The organism is Candidatus Limousia pullorum (genome assembly GCF_057405065.1).
The window spans coordinates 1,059,200-1,077,812 of sequence record NZ_CM171614.1; the positions used below are offsets into that span (position 1 = coordinate 1,059,200).

Annotated in this window: 16 protein-coding genes; 14 read left to right on the forward strand and 2 right to left on the reverse strand. The window is 37.9% G+C overall.

Going from position 1 to position 18,613, the window contains the following annotated elements; translation table 11 throughout:
- Positions 1 to 118: 118 nt before the first annotated feature.
- A complete protein-coding gene (locus CGICJO_RS04580) occupies positions 119 to 424 on the forward strand; it encodes a hypothetical protein (protein WP_087376858.1) in 306 nt (101 codons plus the stop codon).
- A 43-nt stretch (positions 425 to 467) separates the two neighbouring features.
- Positions 468 to 2,276, forward strand: coding sequence for a dockerin type I repeat-containing protein (locus CGICJO_RS04585; protein WP_486499802.1), 1,809 nt, complete (start codon positions 468 to 470; stop codon positions 2,274 to 2,276).
- Positions 2,277 to 2,383: 107 nt separating this feature from the next.
- Here the strand turns inward: CGICJO_RS04585 and CGICJO_RS04590 are convergent, their stop codons facing one another.
- Positions 2,384 to 2,926 (reverse strand): stage V sporulation T C-terminal domain-containing protein, encoded by a 543-nt coding sequence (locus CGICJO_RS04590; RefSeq protein WP_087376872.1) that lies wholly within the window; start codon positions 2,924 to 2,926, stop codon positions 2,384 to 2,386.
- Between the two features lie 111 nt (positions 2,927 to 3,037).
- On the reverse strand, positions 3,038 to 3,739 hold the full coding sequence (locus tag CGICJO_RS04595) for a DNA alkylation repair protein (RefSeq protein WP_486499803.1): 702 nt from the start codon (positions 3,737 to 3,739) through the stop codon (positions 3,038 to 3,040).
- Positions 3,740 to 3,911: 172 nt separating this feature from the next.
- Between CGICJO_RS04595 and CGICJO_RS04600 the strand changes: the two genes are divergently transcribed.
- The 12 genes from CGICJO_RS04600 to CGICJO_RS04655 all read left to right on the forward strand — a co-directional run bounded on the left by CGICJO_RS04600 (position 3,912) and on the right by CGICJO_RS04655 (position 18,600).
- Entirely contained in the window at positions 3,912 to 4,427 is a 516-nt protein-coding gene (locus tag CGICJO_RS04600) for a DUF6036 family nucleotidyltransferase (protein WP_486499804.1), read from the forward strand.
- Positions 4,424 to 4,942, forward strand: coding sequence for a hypothetical protein (locus CGICJO_RS04605; protein ID WP_486499805.1), 519 nt, complete (start codon positions 4,424 to 4,426; stop codon positions 4,940 to 4,942). The genes CGICJO_RS04600 and CGICJO_RS04605 overlap by 4 nt, the downstream gene beginning before the upstream one ends.
- Positions 4,943 to 5,086: 144 nt before the next feature.
- Positions 5,087 to 5,287, forward strand: a complete 201-nt coding sequence (locus CGICJO_RS04610; RefSeq protein WP_087376880.1) for an alpha/beta-type small acid-soluble spore protein — start codon at positions 5,087 to 5,089, stop codon at positions 5,285 to 5,287.
- 340 nt (positions 5,288 to 5,627) lie between these two features.
- The gene (locus CGICJO_RS04615; RefSeq protein ID WP_087377888.1) at positions 5,628 to 7,076 is read left to right on the forward strand and encodes an amidophosphoribosyltransferase; all 1,449 of its coding nucleotides are present in this window, start codon (positions 5,628 to 5,630) and stop codon (positions 7,074 to 7,076) included.
- Between the two features lie 236 nt (positions 7,077 to 7,312).
- Positions 7,313 to 8,536: a helix-turn-helix domain-containing protein gene (locus CGICJO_RS04620; RefSeq protein WP_486499806.1), complete on the forward strand. Its 1,224-nt coding sequence runs from the start codon at positions 7,313 to 7,315 to the stop codon at positions 8,534 to 8,536.
- 685 nt (positions 8,537 to 9,221) lie between these two features.
- Positions 9,222 to 10,370 carry an RCC1 domain-containing protein gene (locus CGICJO_RS04625; RefSeq protein WP_486499807.1) on the forward strand — a complete coding sequence of 383 codons (1,149 nt, stop codon included), beginning with the start codon at positions 9,222 to 9,224 and terminating at the stop codon, positions 10,368 to 10,370.
- A 142-nt stretch (positions 10,371 to 10,512) separates the two neighbouring features.
- A complete protein-coding gene (locus CGICJO_RS04630) occupies positions 10,513 to 11,010 on the forward strand; it encodes a hypothetical protein (protein WP_087377892.1) in 498 nt (165 codons plus the stop codon).
- A gap of 36 nt (positions 11,011 to 11,046) precedes the next feature.
- Complete coding sequence (locus tag CGICJO_RS04635) at positions 11,047 to 12,774, forward strand: Hsp70 family protein (RefSeq protein ID WP_486499808.1); 1,728 nt, start codon at positions 11,047 to 11,049, stop codon at positions 12,772 to 12,774.
- Between the two features lie 23 nt (positions 12,775 to 12,797).
- Complete coding sequence (locus CGICJO_RS04640) at positions 12,798 to 14,564, forward strand: hypothetical protein (protein ID WP_486499809.1); 1,767 nt, start codon at positions 12,798 to 12,800, stop codon at positions 14,562 to 14,564.
- Between the two features lie 31 nt (positions 14,565 to 14,595).
- Complete coding sequence (locus CGICJO_RS04645) at positions 14,596 to 16,521, forward strand: hypothetical protein (RefSeq protein ID WP_486499810.1); 1,926 nt, start codon at positions 14,596 to 14,598, stop codon at positions 16,519 to 16,521.
- A 56-nt stretch (positions 16,522 to 16,577) separates the two neighbouring features.
- Positions 16,578 to 17,837 (forward strand): hypothetical protein, encoded by a 1,260-nt coding sequence (locus CGICJO_RS04650; RefSeq protein WP_486499811.1) that lies wholly within the window; start codon positions 16,578 to 16,580, stop codon positions 17,835 to 17,837.
- Positions 17,838 to 17,877: 40 nt separating this feature from the next.
- Entirely contained in the window at positions 17,878 to 18,600 is a 723-nt protein-coding gene (locus CGICJO_RS04655) for a hypothetical protein (protein ID WP_087377902.1), read from the forward strand.
- Positions 18,601 to 18,613: the final 13 nt, after the last annotated feature.

Below are 18,613 nucleotides of genomic sequence, written 5' to 3' on the forward strand. Positions count from 1 at the left end.
ATATGTGTTTAGGACAGCATATGCGTTAACAGTGCATAATTCTGTTTTATATAAATCATATAATAGACAAAAAATAAGAAATACGAAATTCAATAAAAACGAAAGGTGGAGGAATTTCTTGAAAAACAGCCTTTACTCATGTTTTAAAAACAAAAGTTTATATATTTTTTTAGTTTTTGTACTAATTATAGGGATTGTATCCGCCGGATGCTCGGAAAATAAAAAGCCGGATATAATTTCGGATATTGAAGGGACAAAAGGATATGTAAGAACAGTAAGCGGCGAGGAAAAAGAGTTTTACAGCGGACTTCTGGAAAAAAGCCTTGAGGACGGGGAGGATTTGGAAAAAGCGGTTGAAGAAAAAATAAACGAGGACAACGCCCTATACCTTATAAGTAATAAAATGGGACTTACCCAGCCATAACACAGGAGATTATTCCGTATCCATCTCAAGCTCTGAGGACGCATTGGAGCAGGATGTTCCAAATACTACCGCTTCAATGACATACACAGCTACAGTTTGGGCTAAAAATACAGCCGCAAACAGCAGCGTGTACTTTGGAGTTAAAAACTACGGCGGTGAGGAAATCAAGCAGAAGATTGATAATTCCTCAGATTACAAGCAGTATGAGCTTTCCTTTACAGTATCCGGAAATTCAAAACCAAGAGTTTATATTTGGGCAGAAAGCCTCAGCGGCGGTTCTGTTTATGTTGACGACTTCAACATGACAGTTAACAGCGATTTTGATACTCTTGCAATTGAAAACGGAAAACTTACAGTTACATACAGAGAAAATTTGACAGAGGAAATCTCTAAGGAAGACTTTACATTGAACGCAGTTTCTTCACTTGATGAGGAAACAATTATTCCTCTTGCGATAACAGAGGTTACAAAGATTTCTGAAAACAAAGCTGAAATCGCTTTCAATCCTATCGAAGCTTCTCCTGTAGAGCAGACAATAACCGTTGATGTGGACTATAAGGGACAGACCTTTGTTCTTGATTATGTTATAGACGCAAACGGTGAAGAGCTTGACAAGGGTACAATTTCAAACTTCACAGCAGATAAAATAAGCTGCTATGCAGAGTTTGAAACACTTCCAACAGTTGCTCCGGAACAGTCAGACTTTACACTTCAGAGAAAGATTAACGACGGTGCTTTTGAGGAAGTTGAAATAAAGAGCTACAGCTTTGACAGAGCTGCAAAAAAAGCAAGCTTTGGCTATTCAGCTGTTCCTACAACAGACGAGCCTCAGAACGTAACAGTAAAACTTACCTATGACGGAAAAGATTACGAGGCTTCCTATGAAGTTGTAAAGGGTCAGGGCACAATCTATTATGTTGACTCTGAAAACGGTAACGATACGAACAACGGTACTTCAGAGGGAACAGCTTTCCAGACAATTGAGAAAATCAATTCTATCGAATTTCAGCCGGGCGACCAGATTCTCTTTAAGTGCGGAGGAACATGGACAGGCGCTTTGATGCCAAAGGGTTCAGGTGAAGAAGGCAACCCTATTACAATAGGAAGCTACGGCGAAGGCCCTAAGCCTGTTCTTATGCCTGGTGAGGACTGGACAGACGATAGTTACATTCCTAACTATATCAATAAGGCTAATACTGTTATAAGCAATGTTGTTACAAACAACGTAATTACATTCTACAATCAGGAACACTGGGTAGTAAAAGACCTTGAGCTTTATGACCCAAGAGGTGAAGCAGAAGGCTTTGACCCAAGCCAGTACTACAACAGAAAATACTACTACAGAGCTATCCTTATCAGACTTACTGCAACATCAACAGCAGGTGTAGGCGGCGAAGATACATATATAACAGCAGCTGAAATAATGCTCTATGAATTTGTAAAACCAGAAACACCAGAGGTTGACAAGACCGCTATAGAGGAACAGCTCAATAGATACAATGGTCTTAATAAGGCTGATTACACTGAGGAAAGCTGGAACGCTATGGAAGCTGTTCTTGCAGAAACAAAGACAGTGTTCGAGAATGTTCTTGCAACAGAAGAGCAGGCAGCACAGGCAGCTGAAAACCTCAGGAATGCAATCGACTCTTTGGAGAAAGTTTCAGGCTATGAAGTAGGAGACGTTGACCACAGCGGTTTAATTGATATCGACGACGCTACAGCCATTCAGTGTCATCTTGTAAAGATAGAGCCAATGGGAACTTTTGACGAGAGCCTTGCAGATGTTAACGGCGACGGATATATAACTATTATTGATGCAACATTTATCCAAATTATGCTTATGAGTAACTAATGCCATAAAATTTATTTTACAACTCCTTTTTTAGGATATGAATGTTCTCAATCAGAAAAAGGGCGGCAGACGAAAATCTGTCGCTCTTTTCTTTGTCTGTATTAAGTTTATTCTTCCATCTGTTTTCCCAGAAAGGCTGCGGCGGATTGGCAAAGCTTGCTTTCTGTTTCTGTGGGATTTTTTCCGTCTGAAGATTTAAGCATAACAACCGCCCCGAAAACATCTCCTCCGGAAATTATAGGGTACATTACAGAGGCAACATCCGATGTGTCCTCCAAAGGCACCAAGGGTGAAATTACTCCGTTTCGGAAAACAAAGCTTTGTCTGTTTTCCATGTATGTGTTTAAAGAGTTTGAAATTCCCTTTTCCATATAATCCTTTTTGGGAACTCCCGCAGAGGCTATCACTCTTTCTCTGTCGCATATGAGGGTTGGAAGAGATATGACCTTGTATAAAACATCCGCATACTGTGCGGCAAACTGTGAAATTTCTCCCACAGGTGAATATTTTTTAAATACAACCTCGCCGCTGGGAAGCGTGAAAATCTCAAGAGGGTCGCCCTCTCTGATTTTTAATGTTCGCCTTATTTCTTTGGGAATAACCACCCTGCCCAAGTCGTCAATACGTCGAACAATTCCTGTTGCTTTCATATTTTCTTTCTCCTTATATATAAATTCAGTGTTTTTAGATTTAAAGCCTGTGTAAAATAGTCTTTGAAATATAAGGGAAAATATGCAGAAAAATCCACGGCGGATATTTTGTTATTTTATTTTTAAGGTTTTTAAAAATTCTTTCTGTTCCTTTGTTATACGGTAGCTTTCAACGGCTTTTTGGATTGTTTTATTGTGTGTCCATTTTTCAAGCCTTTTTTCCTGCAAATAGGGAAGAACCTCTTCATAATTTTTTGCAAGTGCCGTTGCGAAATACCATGCTATCATCATGTTTATGTAGTATTCCTCCGACCTTACCGAGGACACAAGCTGACCGTAGCTGTCGTCATAGTTTTCACCTAAATAAAAGCTCATAAGCATACCTATTGCAAACCTTACGGTGTAGGTGTGGGAGGATTTTATCCATCTATGTATGTGAGGCAATAATCTTTCAGTGTTCTTTTTAAAAATTTTAGGGGACATAAGGTCGCAGGTCGCCCAGTTATCAACATATGGGAGAAAATTGTTTAAACTTTCGATGACCTCATCAAAATTTTTCATGTCGCTTATAATAGCTCCGTGAACATTGTCCTCCTCGTAATATTTGTGAGGCAGAGACTGCAAAAATTCCTTTGACTGGGGAGTTTTTGAAAAGTCCTTTGCAATTTTTCTGAGAACAGGAGTTCTGACGCCGATAATTTTTTCAGGCTCAATATTCGGTATAAGCTTGCTTTGAAAAGATTGATACTGTGTATCCTGATTTTCAAAAAGTATATCAAGTAAAATGTTTTCTGATTTTTTCAAATATAACACATCCTTTGTCATAGGGTATTTTAATATGATTATAGATAAAAAAAAATTTTAAATCAAGAATATTAAAATATATTATTTATTTAATATATTGCTTGACAACTTAACATTATAATAATATAATTAGTATTAAATAATAGTATTATTAAAAAATAATTATTTGTGGGGTAGTGTTATGGAGTTATACAGGGATGAGATAATTCAACGACTTTTACAGATTGATAATGATATGACTTTACTTGATAATACAGCAGATACTTATGATTGTGTTATAGTTGGCGGCAGTGCTCTCGTACTGCTAAAAAAGATATACAGGTCAACCCATGACATAGATTCGATAAATGCCAGCGATGAAATCAAGCCTTTGCTGGAAGCGTATAATATAAACATGAATGTAAGGGCTTATGTTATGAATTTCCCTGATGACTATAGAGACAGAATTATAAAAGTCGATATACCGACAACGAAGGTGAATTTTTACACCGTATCTTTAGAGGATATAGTTGTATCAAAGCTATCCTCAATGAGGGAGAAGGATGCAGAGGATATAGAAAACGAGCTTGTTTATAAGGATTTAAACTGGACACTTATGGATAAATTGATTGAAGATGTCTGTTACGGTATGTTTTCAGACCACAGTGTCAATTTATTAAAAATAAATTATGAAAATTATAAGGAGAGATTTCAATGAGAAAACTTACATTTAAAAGTTATTTGCTTTCTCAATGCAGAGTGTTTTCTGAGTTTGACAGCACATCTCTTTATGTTTTTTCTCAGCTTTCTGAAAATAATGCCAGATTAAAAGACACATTAAGCATGTATTTGATTATGTACACCTCTGAAGAGCTCAGGGGCAGACTATTAAAAAAGTTTTCTTATTTAAACTCTTCATGTAAGAAGCTTGAGGGAGTCCGGGAAGAAAATATTGAAAGCTTTTTGAAAAATGATGAATTAAGTGAATTTCGTACCATTTACAATAATTTTTTATATTTACAAAATCATAAGGCTAATGAAGATAAAATCAAAGAAATGATGTATGAAAAAATAAAACAAGTAAAACATGAAAAGAACATAACAAACTATCGTGTATATAAAGATTTAAGCCTTAATCCCGGAAATGTAAATGCATTTTTGAAAAATGCGGATATGGGAAAAGTCAGCCTTAATACAGTTAGAAAAATACTTGCATTTGTTCAGAATTACTGATTGATAGAAAAATTCTCTTTGACAAAAATTGCCGATAATAAAAATATTTTTATCTGCCACAATATTATCACGGCGGTAAACAAAGCCGCTGCAAAAATTAAAAATTAACAGATTTAAAATATTAAATTAAGGAGAGAATTTTTTATGTCTAACAATTCTAATAACAGTATCAATATCCCAGAGGCAAAAGAGGCTATGGAAAGATTTAAGATGGAGTGCGCAAGCGAGGTTGGCGTTAACCTTAAGCAGGGCTACAACGGCGATTTGACATCACGTCAGGCAGGTTCTGTTGGCGGCCAGATGGTTAAAAAGATGATTGAAGAGTACGAAAGAAACATGAAATAATTTATTTTCAGTTTTTCCTTAAAAAGAAATATTAAACTTCGAGGGAAGAATATTTCTTGAAAATCAGGGCGTGTGTGAAAAATACACGCCCTTTTTCATGTTATTTTCCAAAAAACAGGTTTTTTTCTGTGATGAAATTATGTTGATTTTGAAAAATATATTCCGCCGACAGAAAAAAACTATGCAAACGGTGTTTTTTAGTGTATAATATTTACGTTGTGTTTTAATTTAAGGTTGGAACACAATACAGGGAAAATGATTTTTTTATTTAGAATTTCGTAATCTCTTTTTGCAGGTTAAAGAAATTCTTACCGAATTTAATAATGAACGGAGTGTAATTATGGGCGGAGTATTTGGAGTTGTATCGAAAGAACCTTGTGCTTATGATTTGTTTTTCGGAACGGATTACCATTCTCATTTGGGTACAAAACGTGGAGGTATGGCAGTTTATGGTGAAAAGGGCTTTGAAAGAGCCATTCACAATATTGAAAATTCACCTTTCAGAACTAAGTTTGAAAAGGACGTTGACGAACTTACCCAGCATGGCGGCCATTTGGGAATAGGTTGTATTTCAGACTCTTCTCCTCAGCCCTTGCTTGTTCATTCAAAGCTCGGAAGCTATGCAATAACAACTGTTGGAAAAATTAACAATTCAGAGGAGCTTGTAAAAGAGTCCTTTGACAACGGTTTTTCACATTTTCTTGAAACCAGCGGCGGCGTTATAAACCCATCAGAGGTTGTTGCGGCGCTTATAAATCAAAAGGATACAATGGTTGAAGGAATAAAGAATGTTTTGGAAAAGGTAGACGGTTCCATGACTTTCCTTATCCTTACAAAAGAAGGAATTTATGCTGTTCGTGACCGTTTGGGAAGAACACCTCTCATTATCGGTAAAAAGGACAACGGAGATTACTGCGTTTCCTTTGAAAGCTTTGCTTTTATAAATCTTGGATATAAGTACGAAAAAGAGCTTGGTCCGGGTGAAATTGTTTACATAGACCAAAACGGCTATAAAACCCTCAGCGAGCCTCAGAAGAAAATGAAAATCTGTACTTTCCTTTGGGTTTATTACGGATATCCAACATCCTGCTATGAGGGACTCAATGTTGAGGAAATGAGATATAAGTGCGGCGAAAAGCTTGCAATGAGAGATAAGGAAGACCACACAATCGAGCCTGATATTGTTGCCGGAGTTCCGGACAGCGGTATTGCCGATGCTGTTGGATATGCAAACTCTTCCAGAATTCCTTTTGCACGTCCGTTTATTAAATACACACCAACCTGGCCACGTTCCTTTATGCCATCAAGTCAGGATCAGAGAAACAGAATAGCTAAGATGAAGCTTATACCTGTTGACGCACTCATAAGAGATAAAAAGCTTCTTCTTATAGACGACTCAATAGTAAGAGGAACTCAGCTTGGAGAGACCACCGGATTTTTGTACGAAAGCGGAGCTAAGGAGGTTCATATAAGACCTGCATGTCCTCCTCTTCTTTTCGGATGTAAGTACCTTAACTTCTCACGTTCTAAGTCAGAGCTTGACCTTATAACAAGAAGAATAATCCTTGAAAGAGAGGGAGAGGAAAGAGCATATCTCCCTGAGGTTTTGGAGGATTACGCAAATCCGGACAGCCAGAACTACAAGGAAATGCTTGATGAAATCAGAAAGCAGCTGAAATTCACAAGCCTTAAATATCTCCGTCTTGACGATATGATAGACGCAATTACAGAGAACTCCGACATCAAACCATGTGACCTTTGCACATATTGCTGGAACGGAAAAGAATAATTATTAAACTTAGGCAGACGTTTTTGTCTGCCTTTTTTTATTATTTTAAGATATGCGGCTGCAAATTTGCTGTTATTTTAAATTTTATAAATTGAATTTATCTTAAATATAAATTTAAAATATAAATGCTTAACAGTAGTTAAATTTATATTAAATATTAGTAACTTGCACTTGTACTTTTGTCTATTTTAATGCATAATTATGATAATAGAGAGTCTGTTTGGGGAGGAGTAAGTATGTGCAAGACAGATGATCTCATAAAAGCTTTGCGGATATATTACAAGTGTACAGAGTGTTATGCGTCTTTATATGATTTTAAATCTTCCGAAATTATAATGTCCTGTGAGGAAGAGTTTTCGGAAATTTTCTGTGCTTCTTACAGCAGAATTTGTTCCCATTTTTCAAAGGAACCCAGCTTTGTTTTTGTGAACGGATTTGAAATGTATTCCGGCTTTGTGGTGGAAGAGGAAGGCAGGGAATATGCCGTGGTTTTAGGCCCTGCTTTTACCGCAGACCCTTTTAAAGATAAACGTCTTTACGGAAAAACTCTTTATATGGCTGCAAACGGCGATACAGAAAAAGTAAAAAGCTTTTTGTATCATGCCAGTATTGTTGATAAAAGTAAATTTGTGGACAATACCGGCCTTTGCTACTTTATGACTACAGGAAAAGTTTTGAAAGAATTGGAATACAAAGAGGAAGCTGACGAAAGATTTAAGGATATAGGAAGAACAATAGAACAAAGCATGTTTGAAATGAGGGAAGAGGGAATAGATAATTTTTATCCTCTTGCAAGACAGGACATGGTTTTGGACTGCGTAAGGAGAGGAAATCTTCACGGTGTGAAGCAACTTCTTTCCGACTATCAAAGGCATAATGTTTTTAAATGGTCACGTGACGATATTTTAAATTACAAGCTGATATACACTTCCGCTATGGTTTTGGTTTACCGAACATCTGTTGAAGCTGGAATGGTTGAAAGTATTTCTGCTATGATTTTTAAAAGCTTTTGCGATGAGCTGGACGATTGCAGCAGCTATAGTCAGATAAAATCTTTGTTTGATAGAATTATTATTGACTATACCCAAAGAATAGCAGATATAAATATGGAAAAAAATCAAAAAATACATTTCCGCCCAATTGTAAAAAATGCCTTGGACTATATAAACAATCATCTCCATGAAAATATAACTGTTTCGGAAATAAGCTGTTACTGCTCTGTAAGCGAGTCAAATATGAGAAAAAAATTCAAAGAGGATGTTGGTGAGAATATAATTTTTTACATAGCTAAACAAAAAGTCAGCGAGGCAAAAACACTGCTGAGGTACTCTGACTACAGTATTATAGAAATTTCCGAATACCTTTCTTTTTCGTCTCAGAGCTATTTTACAAATGTATTTAAAAAAGTTTGCGGAACAACTCCCGCAGAATACAGAAATAGTTTCGAGATAAATCGATAATTACAATAAAAAATTGAAATTTGTTATGAACACAACCGCCCAAGTGATATAATCATCTTGTAAGCGGTTGTGTTTTTGTACAATATACAATGCTTAAAAATTTGATTTGTTCGTGATATTGTATACAGATTTACAATAGGCTTTAATATTTTGCTACAATCTTATTTGCAGAAAACAATATAGTTGTTATTTTAAATAAAATTTTTAGGCGATTAAATAATGTCAAAGTGTTCGCAGCTGTAATTTGCTTTAATGCTGCGGGTAAATTAGAGATATAAATTTAATTTAGCTTTTTCTTCATCTCCTTTTATGTTTTTGATGGGCAGGGAACAAGTGGAAACTTGTTCCCTGTTCTTGATTTTATAGGGTATAAATTATAAATGACAAATAACATGATATTGAAAAATTTATAATATATTGATTTTATAATGCAGGCTCAATAAAGGGCTGATTTTTATTTTTTGTAGTATTGTCACAAATTGCAGGGCGTATTATTGGTAGTTAAAACTTGATTTTTAGTGGAATTAAATATAATCTTGTGATATAATGACATATATATGCAAATATACAAGTTTGTTTATTATTTAGACGCAATAGTTGATTTGTTTAGTATGAAACAAATATTGATGCAAAAAGACAGAATTTGAGATTTAATTTTAACAGCTGTGACTGAGGTGAGATGTCTATGTTCATATGTCCCGTGTGCAAAACCGAAAATGAAACACTTTTATGTAAAAACTGTGGATTTGACGGCAGTTGTGATTTTGAAAATTATGCCACTCTCAGCATGGTTCCCGAAAATCTTAAAGCGGTTTCAAGTTTAAAATACGAAAGACAGAAAATGCTGGAAACGTACAGCCTTTGCCCAAACTGCGGCGGATATACCTTTTATCTTAATAAAAAAGATTTTACCTGCGTTTGCGCAAACTGTAATACTCCTCTGAAAGACACTTACTTTGTAAACGGACTTTTTAAAGATAATTTTATAAAAAACAATAATGTTTTAATTAGCAATAAAAAAGAGTACCGCCGTATTTCCGCAGGACTTAACCACACTGTGGTGGTTCTGAGAAACAGGCGTGCTGCGGCTGTGGGCGACAACGAGGACGGACAGTGCAACGTGGACAGCTGGGAAGATATAATCTCTGTTTCTGCGGGAAATTCCCATACTGTCGGACTTAAAAGCGACGGGACAGTGGTTGCGGCAGGTGATAATTCCCACGGACAGTGCAATGTGGGGAACTGGAAGGATATTGTTTCAGTGTGCGCTGGAAGCTTTCACACGGTAGGTCTTAAAAGAGACGGGACAGTGGTTGCAGTAGGCTGGAATGCCTTTGGACAGTGCGGTGTTGAGGGCTGGCGTGGAATAGTTGACATAGCCGCAGGTGATTCCCACACAGTAGGCCTTAGAAGAGACGGAACTGTGGTTGCTGTGGGAAATGAATTTAACTGTTCCTGTGATGTTGAGGACTGGAAAAACGTCACTTCCGTATATGCCGGCGGAATGGACTCGGCTGCAATTACAAGGGACGGAGGCGTCTTGACCACAGACTTGATTCTAGACGGAAATGCAAAAAGCTGGAAAAACATTGCTTTAATGGAAATAGGAAGTTTCAATATTGCAGGCTTGAAAAATGACGGCACGGTGATTGTCCGTGGCTCTAATGACGAGGGTCAGTGCGATGTCGGAAACTGGAAAAATATAATAGATATTTCGGTAGGCGGCTTCCACACGGTAGGGCTTAAAAATGACGGAACAGTTGTGGCTGTGGGCGGAAACAGTTATGGTCAGTGCGATGTGGAGAGTCTAGAGGATAAAAATAATTCATTTTGAATATTTTTTTAGTGGTATTATGGATTTTGATATGGTATAATGACATATAAGTTAAATTGAATGGATTTATTAAGGTTTGATTTGTCTATTTCTACATACAAAAAGATAGGTTTTTGTTAATAAAGTGACAGGAGGTTATTTTATGCGCTGCATGGTTTGTTTTAACGAGGTTCCAAACGGCGTGGACGTTTGTCCCTGCTGTGGTTTTACCCAGTATGATGTTATAGGAGATACCAAAGAAGCTTTGGCTATTTTAGGGACTATGGCAGATAAGCACAGAAATGTGTTTTTAAAAAAATATGACTTGGGAGTCAATATTTTTACCTGGAAAGACAAGGACGGAACCATTGTTTTGAATGAGAAAAAGCGTATTTCTTTTGGAACCTGCGATACTATGCAGAAAAACACAGTTTGGCTTGAAAGTCAGTTTGCCCGAATTCCGGATATTTCGGAGCAGTCTGTGGAGCTTTCCGTTATAAAAAGCGGAGAGCCTGAAAAAATCATCGAGGTTAAAATTCCTGCGCTGAAAGAAGCTGAGCTTCAAAAGCTTGGAGCGGAAATGAACGACGACCTTACCGTAAGCCTTGTTTTGAAAAATGATACTTCACAGACAAAGTCTAACCCGGTTAGTATTTTGTAATTTATTATAGAGGAAGAAAAAAGGAGTATTTGGCAGATGAATTTGGGTTTTGATTTTGGCAGTACATATTCAATGCTGTCCTATTACGATCCGGTGGATGATGCGGTTAAAGCTGTACAGTCTCTTGAGGGAAGCAAGTATATTCCCTCTATTGCCTGTTTTGACTACGACAACAATATTATAACCGGTCAGTCGGCAAAGGATTTGCTTGCCTCTGAACCGGAAAGACAGGCTTTTAGAGCTTTTAAAATGCTTTTGCCTGAATGTGATTTAAAAAAGCTGAGAAAGAGAGGCTATACAGAGGAATGCAGTCCCCGGTATGTTGCAAAGGAATTTATAAAACAGCAGATGGAGCTTGCAAAGGATTATTGCAGTACCGAGCGTTTTGAAAATCTTATAATATGCATACCGGCAGTCTGGAACACAGAGCTTTACACCATGAGCGGAAAAGCCATACTCCGTGATATATGCCGTGAGCTTGACATGGCTGACAAGGTAACAGTTGTCACAGAGCCTGCGGCGGCAAGCGCATACTTTGCCTATAACTACAATAAGAACACAAAGAAGCTGTATGACGGACTTATCCTCATTGTGGACTACGGCGGAGGAACCTTGGATATAACTCTTACAAAGGTAAATACTGTCGAGCGTGAAGACGGCGTACAGTCCATGGAAATAGACGTTCTGGGTCAGACCGGAGCCGGAGAAAACCACGGGGATAATCTGGGCGATGCTGGCATAGCCTATATGGAGGGTGTTGTAAAGCTTGCAATCGAAAAAAATGATATTCCTGCTCCTGAGTATGACGGATACTTTTTAAAGGCATTGAACTTTTTAGAGTCTGCCCTTATCAGAAATTCAAGAGCACTTTCCGACAGACTGAGAAGAAAATACGGTAATGTGGCGGAAAGAATGGCTAAAGACGAAAATCCCTTTACAACACTTTCATATAAAGGAAAGCCTATAAAGGTTACATATTCAACACTTTATGAAGCATACGATAAAATAATAAAACCGGTTTTGGCAGAACAGCTTGACCGTGTAAATGAAGAATATTTAAAGCTTGAAAATATAGATAAATACACAGCGTCCGACGGCTTTAAAATTGCGCTGGTGGGAGGCTTCGGACAGTTTTTCCTGGTGCAGAAGCAGGTATGGGACTACTTCCATATAAGCGATACTGTAGGTGATTACAGACTGCAAAACCTTTCCTATGCTCAGGGTCAGAACGGTCAGGCTCTGGACAGCGGAAAAGAGGACGCAATTTCCTACGGAGCGGCTTTGATTTCCGGCGGTGTTATAACAATGAGAAAGACCGCAAAGCTTTCCGTGGGACTGTTTACAACACGCAACGGAGAGGAAACCTTCGATTTTGCCATAAAATACAGAAGCGAGCTGGAATACGGCAAGGTTTCCTATCTCAACAAATCAATTTTCTACAGCGGAAGAAGCAGCAGCGACCCGTCAAAATCACCTTGGATTTTCGCTATAGGACAGGGAAAGAATTTCAACAAGGCTTACCGAATGGTACCTTTAAAGGAAAAACAGGCTCTCCTTGAAAAAATTGCCACGGGTTCATATACCTTTGGTTTTTCTGTGGACGAGTCGGATGTATATACATTCCATGTTGTGCCTCTGGATATGGAAACAAACGAAAAGTTAGAGGACAAGGCAACAAAGATGTCACTGGGAAATTTCAGCGATATTTTCGGGCCTAACGTAATTTACGAAGAGAGAAACGCATTTTATAAAAAAGAGGATTGATTATTCTGAAAGGAGAGTGCGGCATGTTATCCACAAATTATTTTATACATTTGTTTTTTGACTATGACCACGACATACATTACACCGATACCATGCTTGCACTGGAGTCTGAAGCTTATCTGTGGTACAAGCTGAGATTAAACAACGGGTTTGACGCCGCTTTGTTTTTGAATTATGAATTCGGCGAGTTAAAAATTCAGACCTTTGACGGATTTTCAAAACAGCTTGCCGAGAAAAAGGGATTTTTGGATGCAGTTCTTAAAAAGTCAGAAAGCGACTGGGAAATAAACAGCTGCATCCAGCCGGCAAAAAAAGAATTTACATTTGAGGATATATTAAAAATATCCGAAAGAAAAGAGCTTAAAAACAAAAAGATTGCCTTTGTGCTTTCTATGTCAGCTCTTGATTATCTTTATAACAACAGCGATGATTGTGCTGTTGAAAAGATTAAAAGAAAAATCGAAACTCCCGACGGCAAAAGCATAATGGTTATTAAAATACCTCCCATGACTTCAAAAATAAGGGAGGCGTTTCTGGGAGAAAATTCTGTGCTTCCAATGATAAGCCGCAAAACAGTGGCTGTTTTAAAAGGAGCTCAGGAGCCCCTTACAGACGCTCTGCGCAGACAGATGAAAGAGCAGATTGTGTACGGCTACAGAATTGACGACGCCTTTAATATGCTTTTGAAAATTGCCGCAGAAAAGGGCGATTGGACAGACTCTTTGGAGGATATGAGAAAGCAGGCGGAATATTTACAGCTTTCCTGCAACATCTGCGGCAGGCTTGTTTTGGAACAAAGACGTGACAGCTCATCATCCATGTTTATAAAGCACAGGGAGCTTTATGAACAGCTGAAAAATTCTGACACCAAACAGCTTGTGAGAAATGAGATAAAAAAGCTTGAATCAGAATACCATGGATTTACAGTGGGCGACGCAATGAGGGAGGAAAAGCTTCTTCCCAAAAAAGAACTGTGCTATCCGGCGGTTTTGGAAAACGATGACCCCATTGTAAGAAATATAAAAACCCTTTCCATCAGTGAGAAGTTTGAAAAATGCTATGAGTACGAAAAATGGTGCGAACAGCTTGAGAGAATAAAAAAGAATTTCTCAACATTTTGGAATAAACCCCTTAATTGTCTTTCCTACAGCAAGGCGGAATTTTTCTGCAACTATGTCAGAAAAGCCTGTGAAAACGGCGACAGGGAAACATTCAGCGACGCTTTGGAAATGCTTGCTTTCTGCTCGGAACAGCTTTGCGCAGGCGTTGACAAGTGCGAGAATTTAGCGGTAATTCTTGACTACGGAAAGAGCATAGTTGAGCTTTCAGAAAATGTTTTTAACATACTTAAAAAATATGGAGCCGAAGAGGTTTACGAATTTGACAGAATATATTTGAATATGTATCAGCTTCCAAAGGACAGTCTTCCCTCTGAGAAAAAAATCGACTTGGGAATTGATAAAGCCAATTTGGACAGATACAGACAGAACCGCATAACATTGAGATTTCATGTGGGCAGACTGAAAAGTGAGATAAGACTACATAAAATCTCCGATGAAGAAATGGAAAAAGTCCGCAGAACTATAGAGCAGGAGCTAAATGCGGAAATAGAAACTGCGGAGAAATTAGAGGGAAAATATTCTCAGATTTTGGAAGAACCGGAACCTGAGAAAGAAACCGAAGAATATTCGGAAGAGTATGTGGAAGAGGATACAGAATATATTGAAGAGGATGACGGGGACGATTTCCCGGATAAGCTTTTGAAAAAGACAATATACAAGGACATGTAAAAAGTGATGAATAAGAAAACGGGGTGAGATTGTGAAATTCTCAAACTTGACCAGAAGACTAAAGGATTTTTCGGACAAAAAAGAAATTTCCCTTGAAGATGCACTGGGTATGATGACCATGCTATGCGACGATATAAGGTTTGATACCGGCGCTTTGGTGGAAAACTGCCAGGTGGGCGATTTGGATTTGCTTATTGACAGGCTATATACCATATGCTACACAGTGAACTACATCTACCAAGGAAACAGCAAAAAAATTGCCGAAGCAGAAATGGGCGGAGGTGATGAAGAGCTTTGGAATGATTTGGAAGCTGCCGAAAAGCGATGCGGTGAATTAAAAGAGAAAAACCGACAGCTAAAGGAGATAAAGGAAAAGCTTAAAACAGCCCGGGAAAATGAAGAAAAGGAACTTCAAAAACAGCAGGAGCTGCAAAAGGAAAAAAGTCTTTATCAACAGCAGATTGAGGAAACAAAGAAAAAAATCCAAAGCTTGAAGCAGGGCGATTTAGAGGAAGTCAAAAACCAGCTTAAATCCTTGGAGAATGAAAAAACTCTGCTGGAAGAGGATTTGCGCAGTCAAAAAGAAACCCTCGAAAATCTCAGTAAGAATATTGAAGAAATCAAAGCTCAAAATTCTGAAACGGAAATTAAGATAAAAAACACAGAGGAAGTTCTTAAAGAAAAAGCAAAAGAAAAAGAAGAACTTGAAAACAAGCTTTCATCCCTTGAAACAAGCGGCGGAAATCTTGAAGAAGAATTAAAAGCCCTTGAAAAACAGCTTGAGGATGAAAAACCTCTGCTGGGAGAAACAAATACAAAAATAGAGCAGATAAAGCTACAGCTTGAGAAAACAAAAGAGGAAAAGAAAGCTCTTGAGGAAAGTCTCCATAGCAACAGCGAAAATCTTGAAAACCTTAAAAAATTTGTTGAGGATATAAAAGTCCAAAACGCAGAAAAGGAAAATCAGGTAAAAGAGGCGTCAAGTGCTGTTGAAACAAAAATAAGGGAAAAAGAAGAATTAAAAGAAAAGCTTTTATCCCTTAAAACAAGCGGAGAAAGTCTTGAGGAAGAATTAAAAGAACTTAAAAAGCAGCTTGAACAGGAAAAACCATTATCCGGTATAATAAACACAAAAATAGGAAATGTGAAGTTTGAGCTTGAGGAAGTGAAAAACGAAAACAAGCTTCTTGAGGAAGCCTTGGAAAAGGAAGAGGAAAATCTTCAAAAGGCAAGGGATACAAAAACCTCATTGCAGGAAAAGCTTGAAAAAAGCAAGGAGGAAAAATCCTATATAACAACCGAGTGCAACGCTATCGAGCAGAACCTGGAGGTAAGCAAAAGACTTATCGAAAGCAAGACAGAGGAGCATACGGAAAAGAAAACAGAGCTTGACAAGCTTGAAGCCCAGCTTATGGGAATGAACAACGAGCTGAAAAAGGTTATCGAGCTTATAGACGAGCGAAAGAAACAGTTAAGCGGAATGAACAAGGAACAGATTGAAAAGGAGCTTAACGACGAGAAAAACAGACTTCAGGAAACCATTGAAAATCTGAAAGAAAACGAGAAGGAAACTCAGAAAATAAGAGAGGAGATAGCCGAATACGAAAAGAAAATAGAAACTATGAAATCTTCTATTTCTGCGGCTGTTTCGGAGAGGGAGAGAAAGAAAGAGGAAAATAAAACCCTCAATCTTAATTTTGAAACCCTTAAAAGAGAGCTGGACGCTTTGCTTTCAGAGGAAAACAAACAAAGTCTGGAAAGATGCAGAAATCAAATTCAGATAATGAGTCAGATACGAAGAAGCATGGAACAGAGCTTTTCAAACGCAGAGGGAGCCATGGCTTTTTCCGTGGACTCATATGTAAACGACAGGGTAAAAAATGCCCGGATGTGTATTTCAGAACTGCAAAAGCTTATGGCAAAATATGCAGGGCTTTGGCAGTCAAAATTAAACTAATCCCTGCGGAGGGGTTTAAATAAATATTTTTTATTTATCAGAGAGGAAGTTTTAGTATGGCAACTAAAGGTTTTCAAAAATTTACAAATAAAATTTTTGGCGGAAAATCTGAAAGCCCACAATCAGAAATGAGAAAAGAACAGGTTGTTGTTGCTAACAACAGAAAAAGTGCGGCGAATATGATTTCAAAGCTTAAATGTATTAACCTGTATGATAAGAAAAATCAGATTCCCCAGGAGGTTATAGCCGAGGAGGAGTTCCAGAAAGTAATAAACTGGGCAATAAAGGAGCTCAGCGAGCCTACTGTATTTACAAGGGATATCAGCAGCCTTGATGAAAAAATTGAGTTTGCCATAGACGCTTTCAGTAAGGCAATAAGAGAGGGCTGGGTTACAACCGCAAGATGGGCGGCAACAGCTTTGAATCAGGGATTGTCAAACCTCAGACAGGAAATAAGCGGAATAGACGTGCCAAATGCGGACGCTTTGTACGAAAAAAGACTTAACTTCGCCATTGAGATGGAAAACATCGTAAAGGCAAGCCAGGATTACGACACTGCTGAAATTGCTTTGAAAAAACAGCAGGAGAGATATCAGAATAAAAATAATCAGGTTCAGAAGCTTAAAGAAGAGCTTAACGATTTCAGAAACACCATTGAGGGAGCACAGCTTGAAGAGGAAATCAGACAGAACGCTCATAAGCCCGGTTCTCTTTCAAAGGAAGCAAGGGATCTCAGACAAAAGTATGAGGAGTATCACAAGCTTTTCGGAAGTATGCAGGAAATTTACCTGGAGATTATGACAAAAACCAGCGTTTTAAATGACTGCGACAGAAAAATTGAAACTATAAGAAATCATCTTGTTGAACTTCCTACAGTTAACGACCCAATGCTCAATGCGAGAATTGAACGTGCAAACAACATGTATCTGAAAAACCTGCAGAAGACATTGGATGATATTGAGATTTCCAGAAGAACTTACGACCAGTATCTTTCAAAACTGACACAGATTTCCAACCACAAGGTATTCCAGGATGAGGCTGCAAAGGTTATTGCTACAATGCAGAAAATCGAGAATGAGGAAAGAGAAAGATTAGACAGGTCCATAAGAAACGCTCAGCTGATAAAAGCAAAGCTTCAGAGAAATGCCGAGAAGCAGAAGGAATTGGCAGGCTTGAAAGAGGAGATAAATAATCTTCATCTGGAGAATGAGAAACTCTATCAGGAAAATACATTGCAGGAAGATGATTACGAAACAGATTACGAAGATGAAGAGGAGTACAACGAAAACATAGAGTACGAGTACGAGCCGGAATAATTTATTTTAAATTGACGCCATAAAGGGACAGGTGAATAACATGCTTGAAAATATTAAAAAAATGTTTAAAAAAGAGGAAACAGTAGAACAGAAGATTGCAAGAGAAATAAAGGAAGAGCATAAAAAGCTTGAGAAAAGAAGCAAGCCCAGAATAGCCCGTCAGGAAAAAATTATGGACTGCCGTGCTGTTTTGGAGGAGTGCTATAACTTTTTCCAGAATACAATAATAATTGAAAATGCCCGCACAGCAGATCTTGAAAGCTCAGGTCTTTTTGACAACGACCACAGAGACAGAGTCAGAGAAGCCGCTATCGGTATGCTTATCTCAAAACAGGCTATTATCAAGCTTGAGCGTATAAACACAGACGGAGAGCTTAACAGCACAATTAACCAGATGGGAATGGCCTTAAGACAGATTCAGCGTCTTGACGATTCCACCAACGCTATAAGCTATTCCACAAGAAAAATTCTTAATAAGTGGTATCCTTATCCTTTGGAGGAAAACGAGGCTGACAAGGAACTCAATGAAAAGCTTGCAGTTCCAAGTGATATACGTGACCGTATAGACGACGAATTTATCAGCGCACTTATTGACGGCGTAAGCTTTGACGAGTGTCTTAAAAGATCCGTTGGAAAGAAAAAGGAAAGCAAAATTAAAAACGATTACGATATGAAAATGGATATGATAAATCAGGCTTTCGCCGATGATGATTCCTCAGATTTGGATGAAGCAATGAAAAACAAGTACAGCAATCCGTTTTAAAGGAGTGAAAACA

Bases quoted from the DNA above. Each gene is read 5' to 3' on its own strand.
- CGICJO_RS04600 (WP_486499804.1), top strand. From the start codon at position 3,912: ATGGAGTTATACAGGGATGAGATAATTCAACGACTTTTACAGATTGAT.
- CGICJO_RS04625 (WP_486499807.1), top strand. From the start codon at position 9,222: ATGTTCATATGTCCCGTGTGCAAAACCGAAAATGAAACACTTTTATGT.
- CGICJO_RS04610 (WP_087376880.1), top strand. From the start codon at position 5,087: ATGTCTAACAATTCTAATAACAGTATCAATATCCCAGAGGCAAAAGAG.
- CGICJO_RS04615 (WP_087377888.1), top strand. From the start codon at position 5,628: ATGGGCGGAGTATTTGGAGTTGTATCGAAAGAACCTTGTGCTTATGAT.
- CGICJO_RS04590 (WP_087376872.1), bottom strand. From the start codon at position 2,926: ATGAAAGCAACAGGAATTGTTCGACGTATTGACGACTTGGGCAGGGTG.
- CGICJO_RS04640 (WP_486499809.1), top strand. From the start codon at position 12,798: ATGTTATCCACAAATTATTTTATACATTTGTTTTTTGACTATGACCAC.
- CGICJO_RS04605 (WP_486499805.1), top strand. From the start codon at position 4,424: ATGAGAAAACTTACATTTAAAAGTTATTTGCTTTCTCAATGCAGAGTG.
- CGICJO_RS04635 (WP_486499808.1), top strand. From the start codon at position 11,047: ATGAATTTGGGTTTTGATTTTGGCAGTACATATTCAATGCTGTCCTAT.
- CGICJO_RS04655 (WP_087377902.1), top strand. From the start codon at position 17,878: ATGCTTGAAAATATTAAAAAAATGTTTAAAAAAGAGGAAACAGTAGAA.
- CGICJO_RS04650 (WP_486499811.1), top strand. From the start codon at position 16,578: ATGGCAACTAAAGGTTTTCAAAAATTTACAAATAAAATTTTTGGCGGA.
- CGICJO_RS04620 (WP_486499806.1), top strand. From the start codon at position 7,313: ATGTGCAAGACAGATGATCTCATAAAAGCTTTGCGGATATATTACAAG.
- CGICJO_RS04630 (WP_087377892.1), top strand. From the start codon at position 10,513: ATGCGCTGCATGGTTTGTTTTAACGAGGTTCCAAACGGCGTGGACGTT.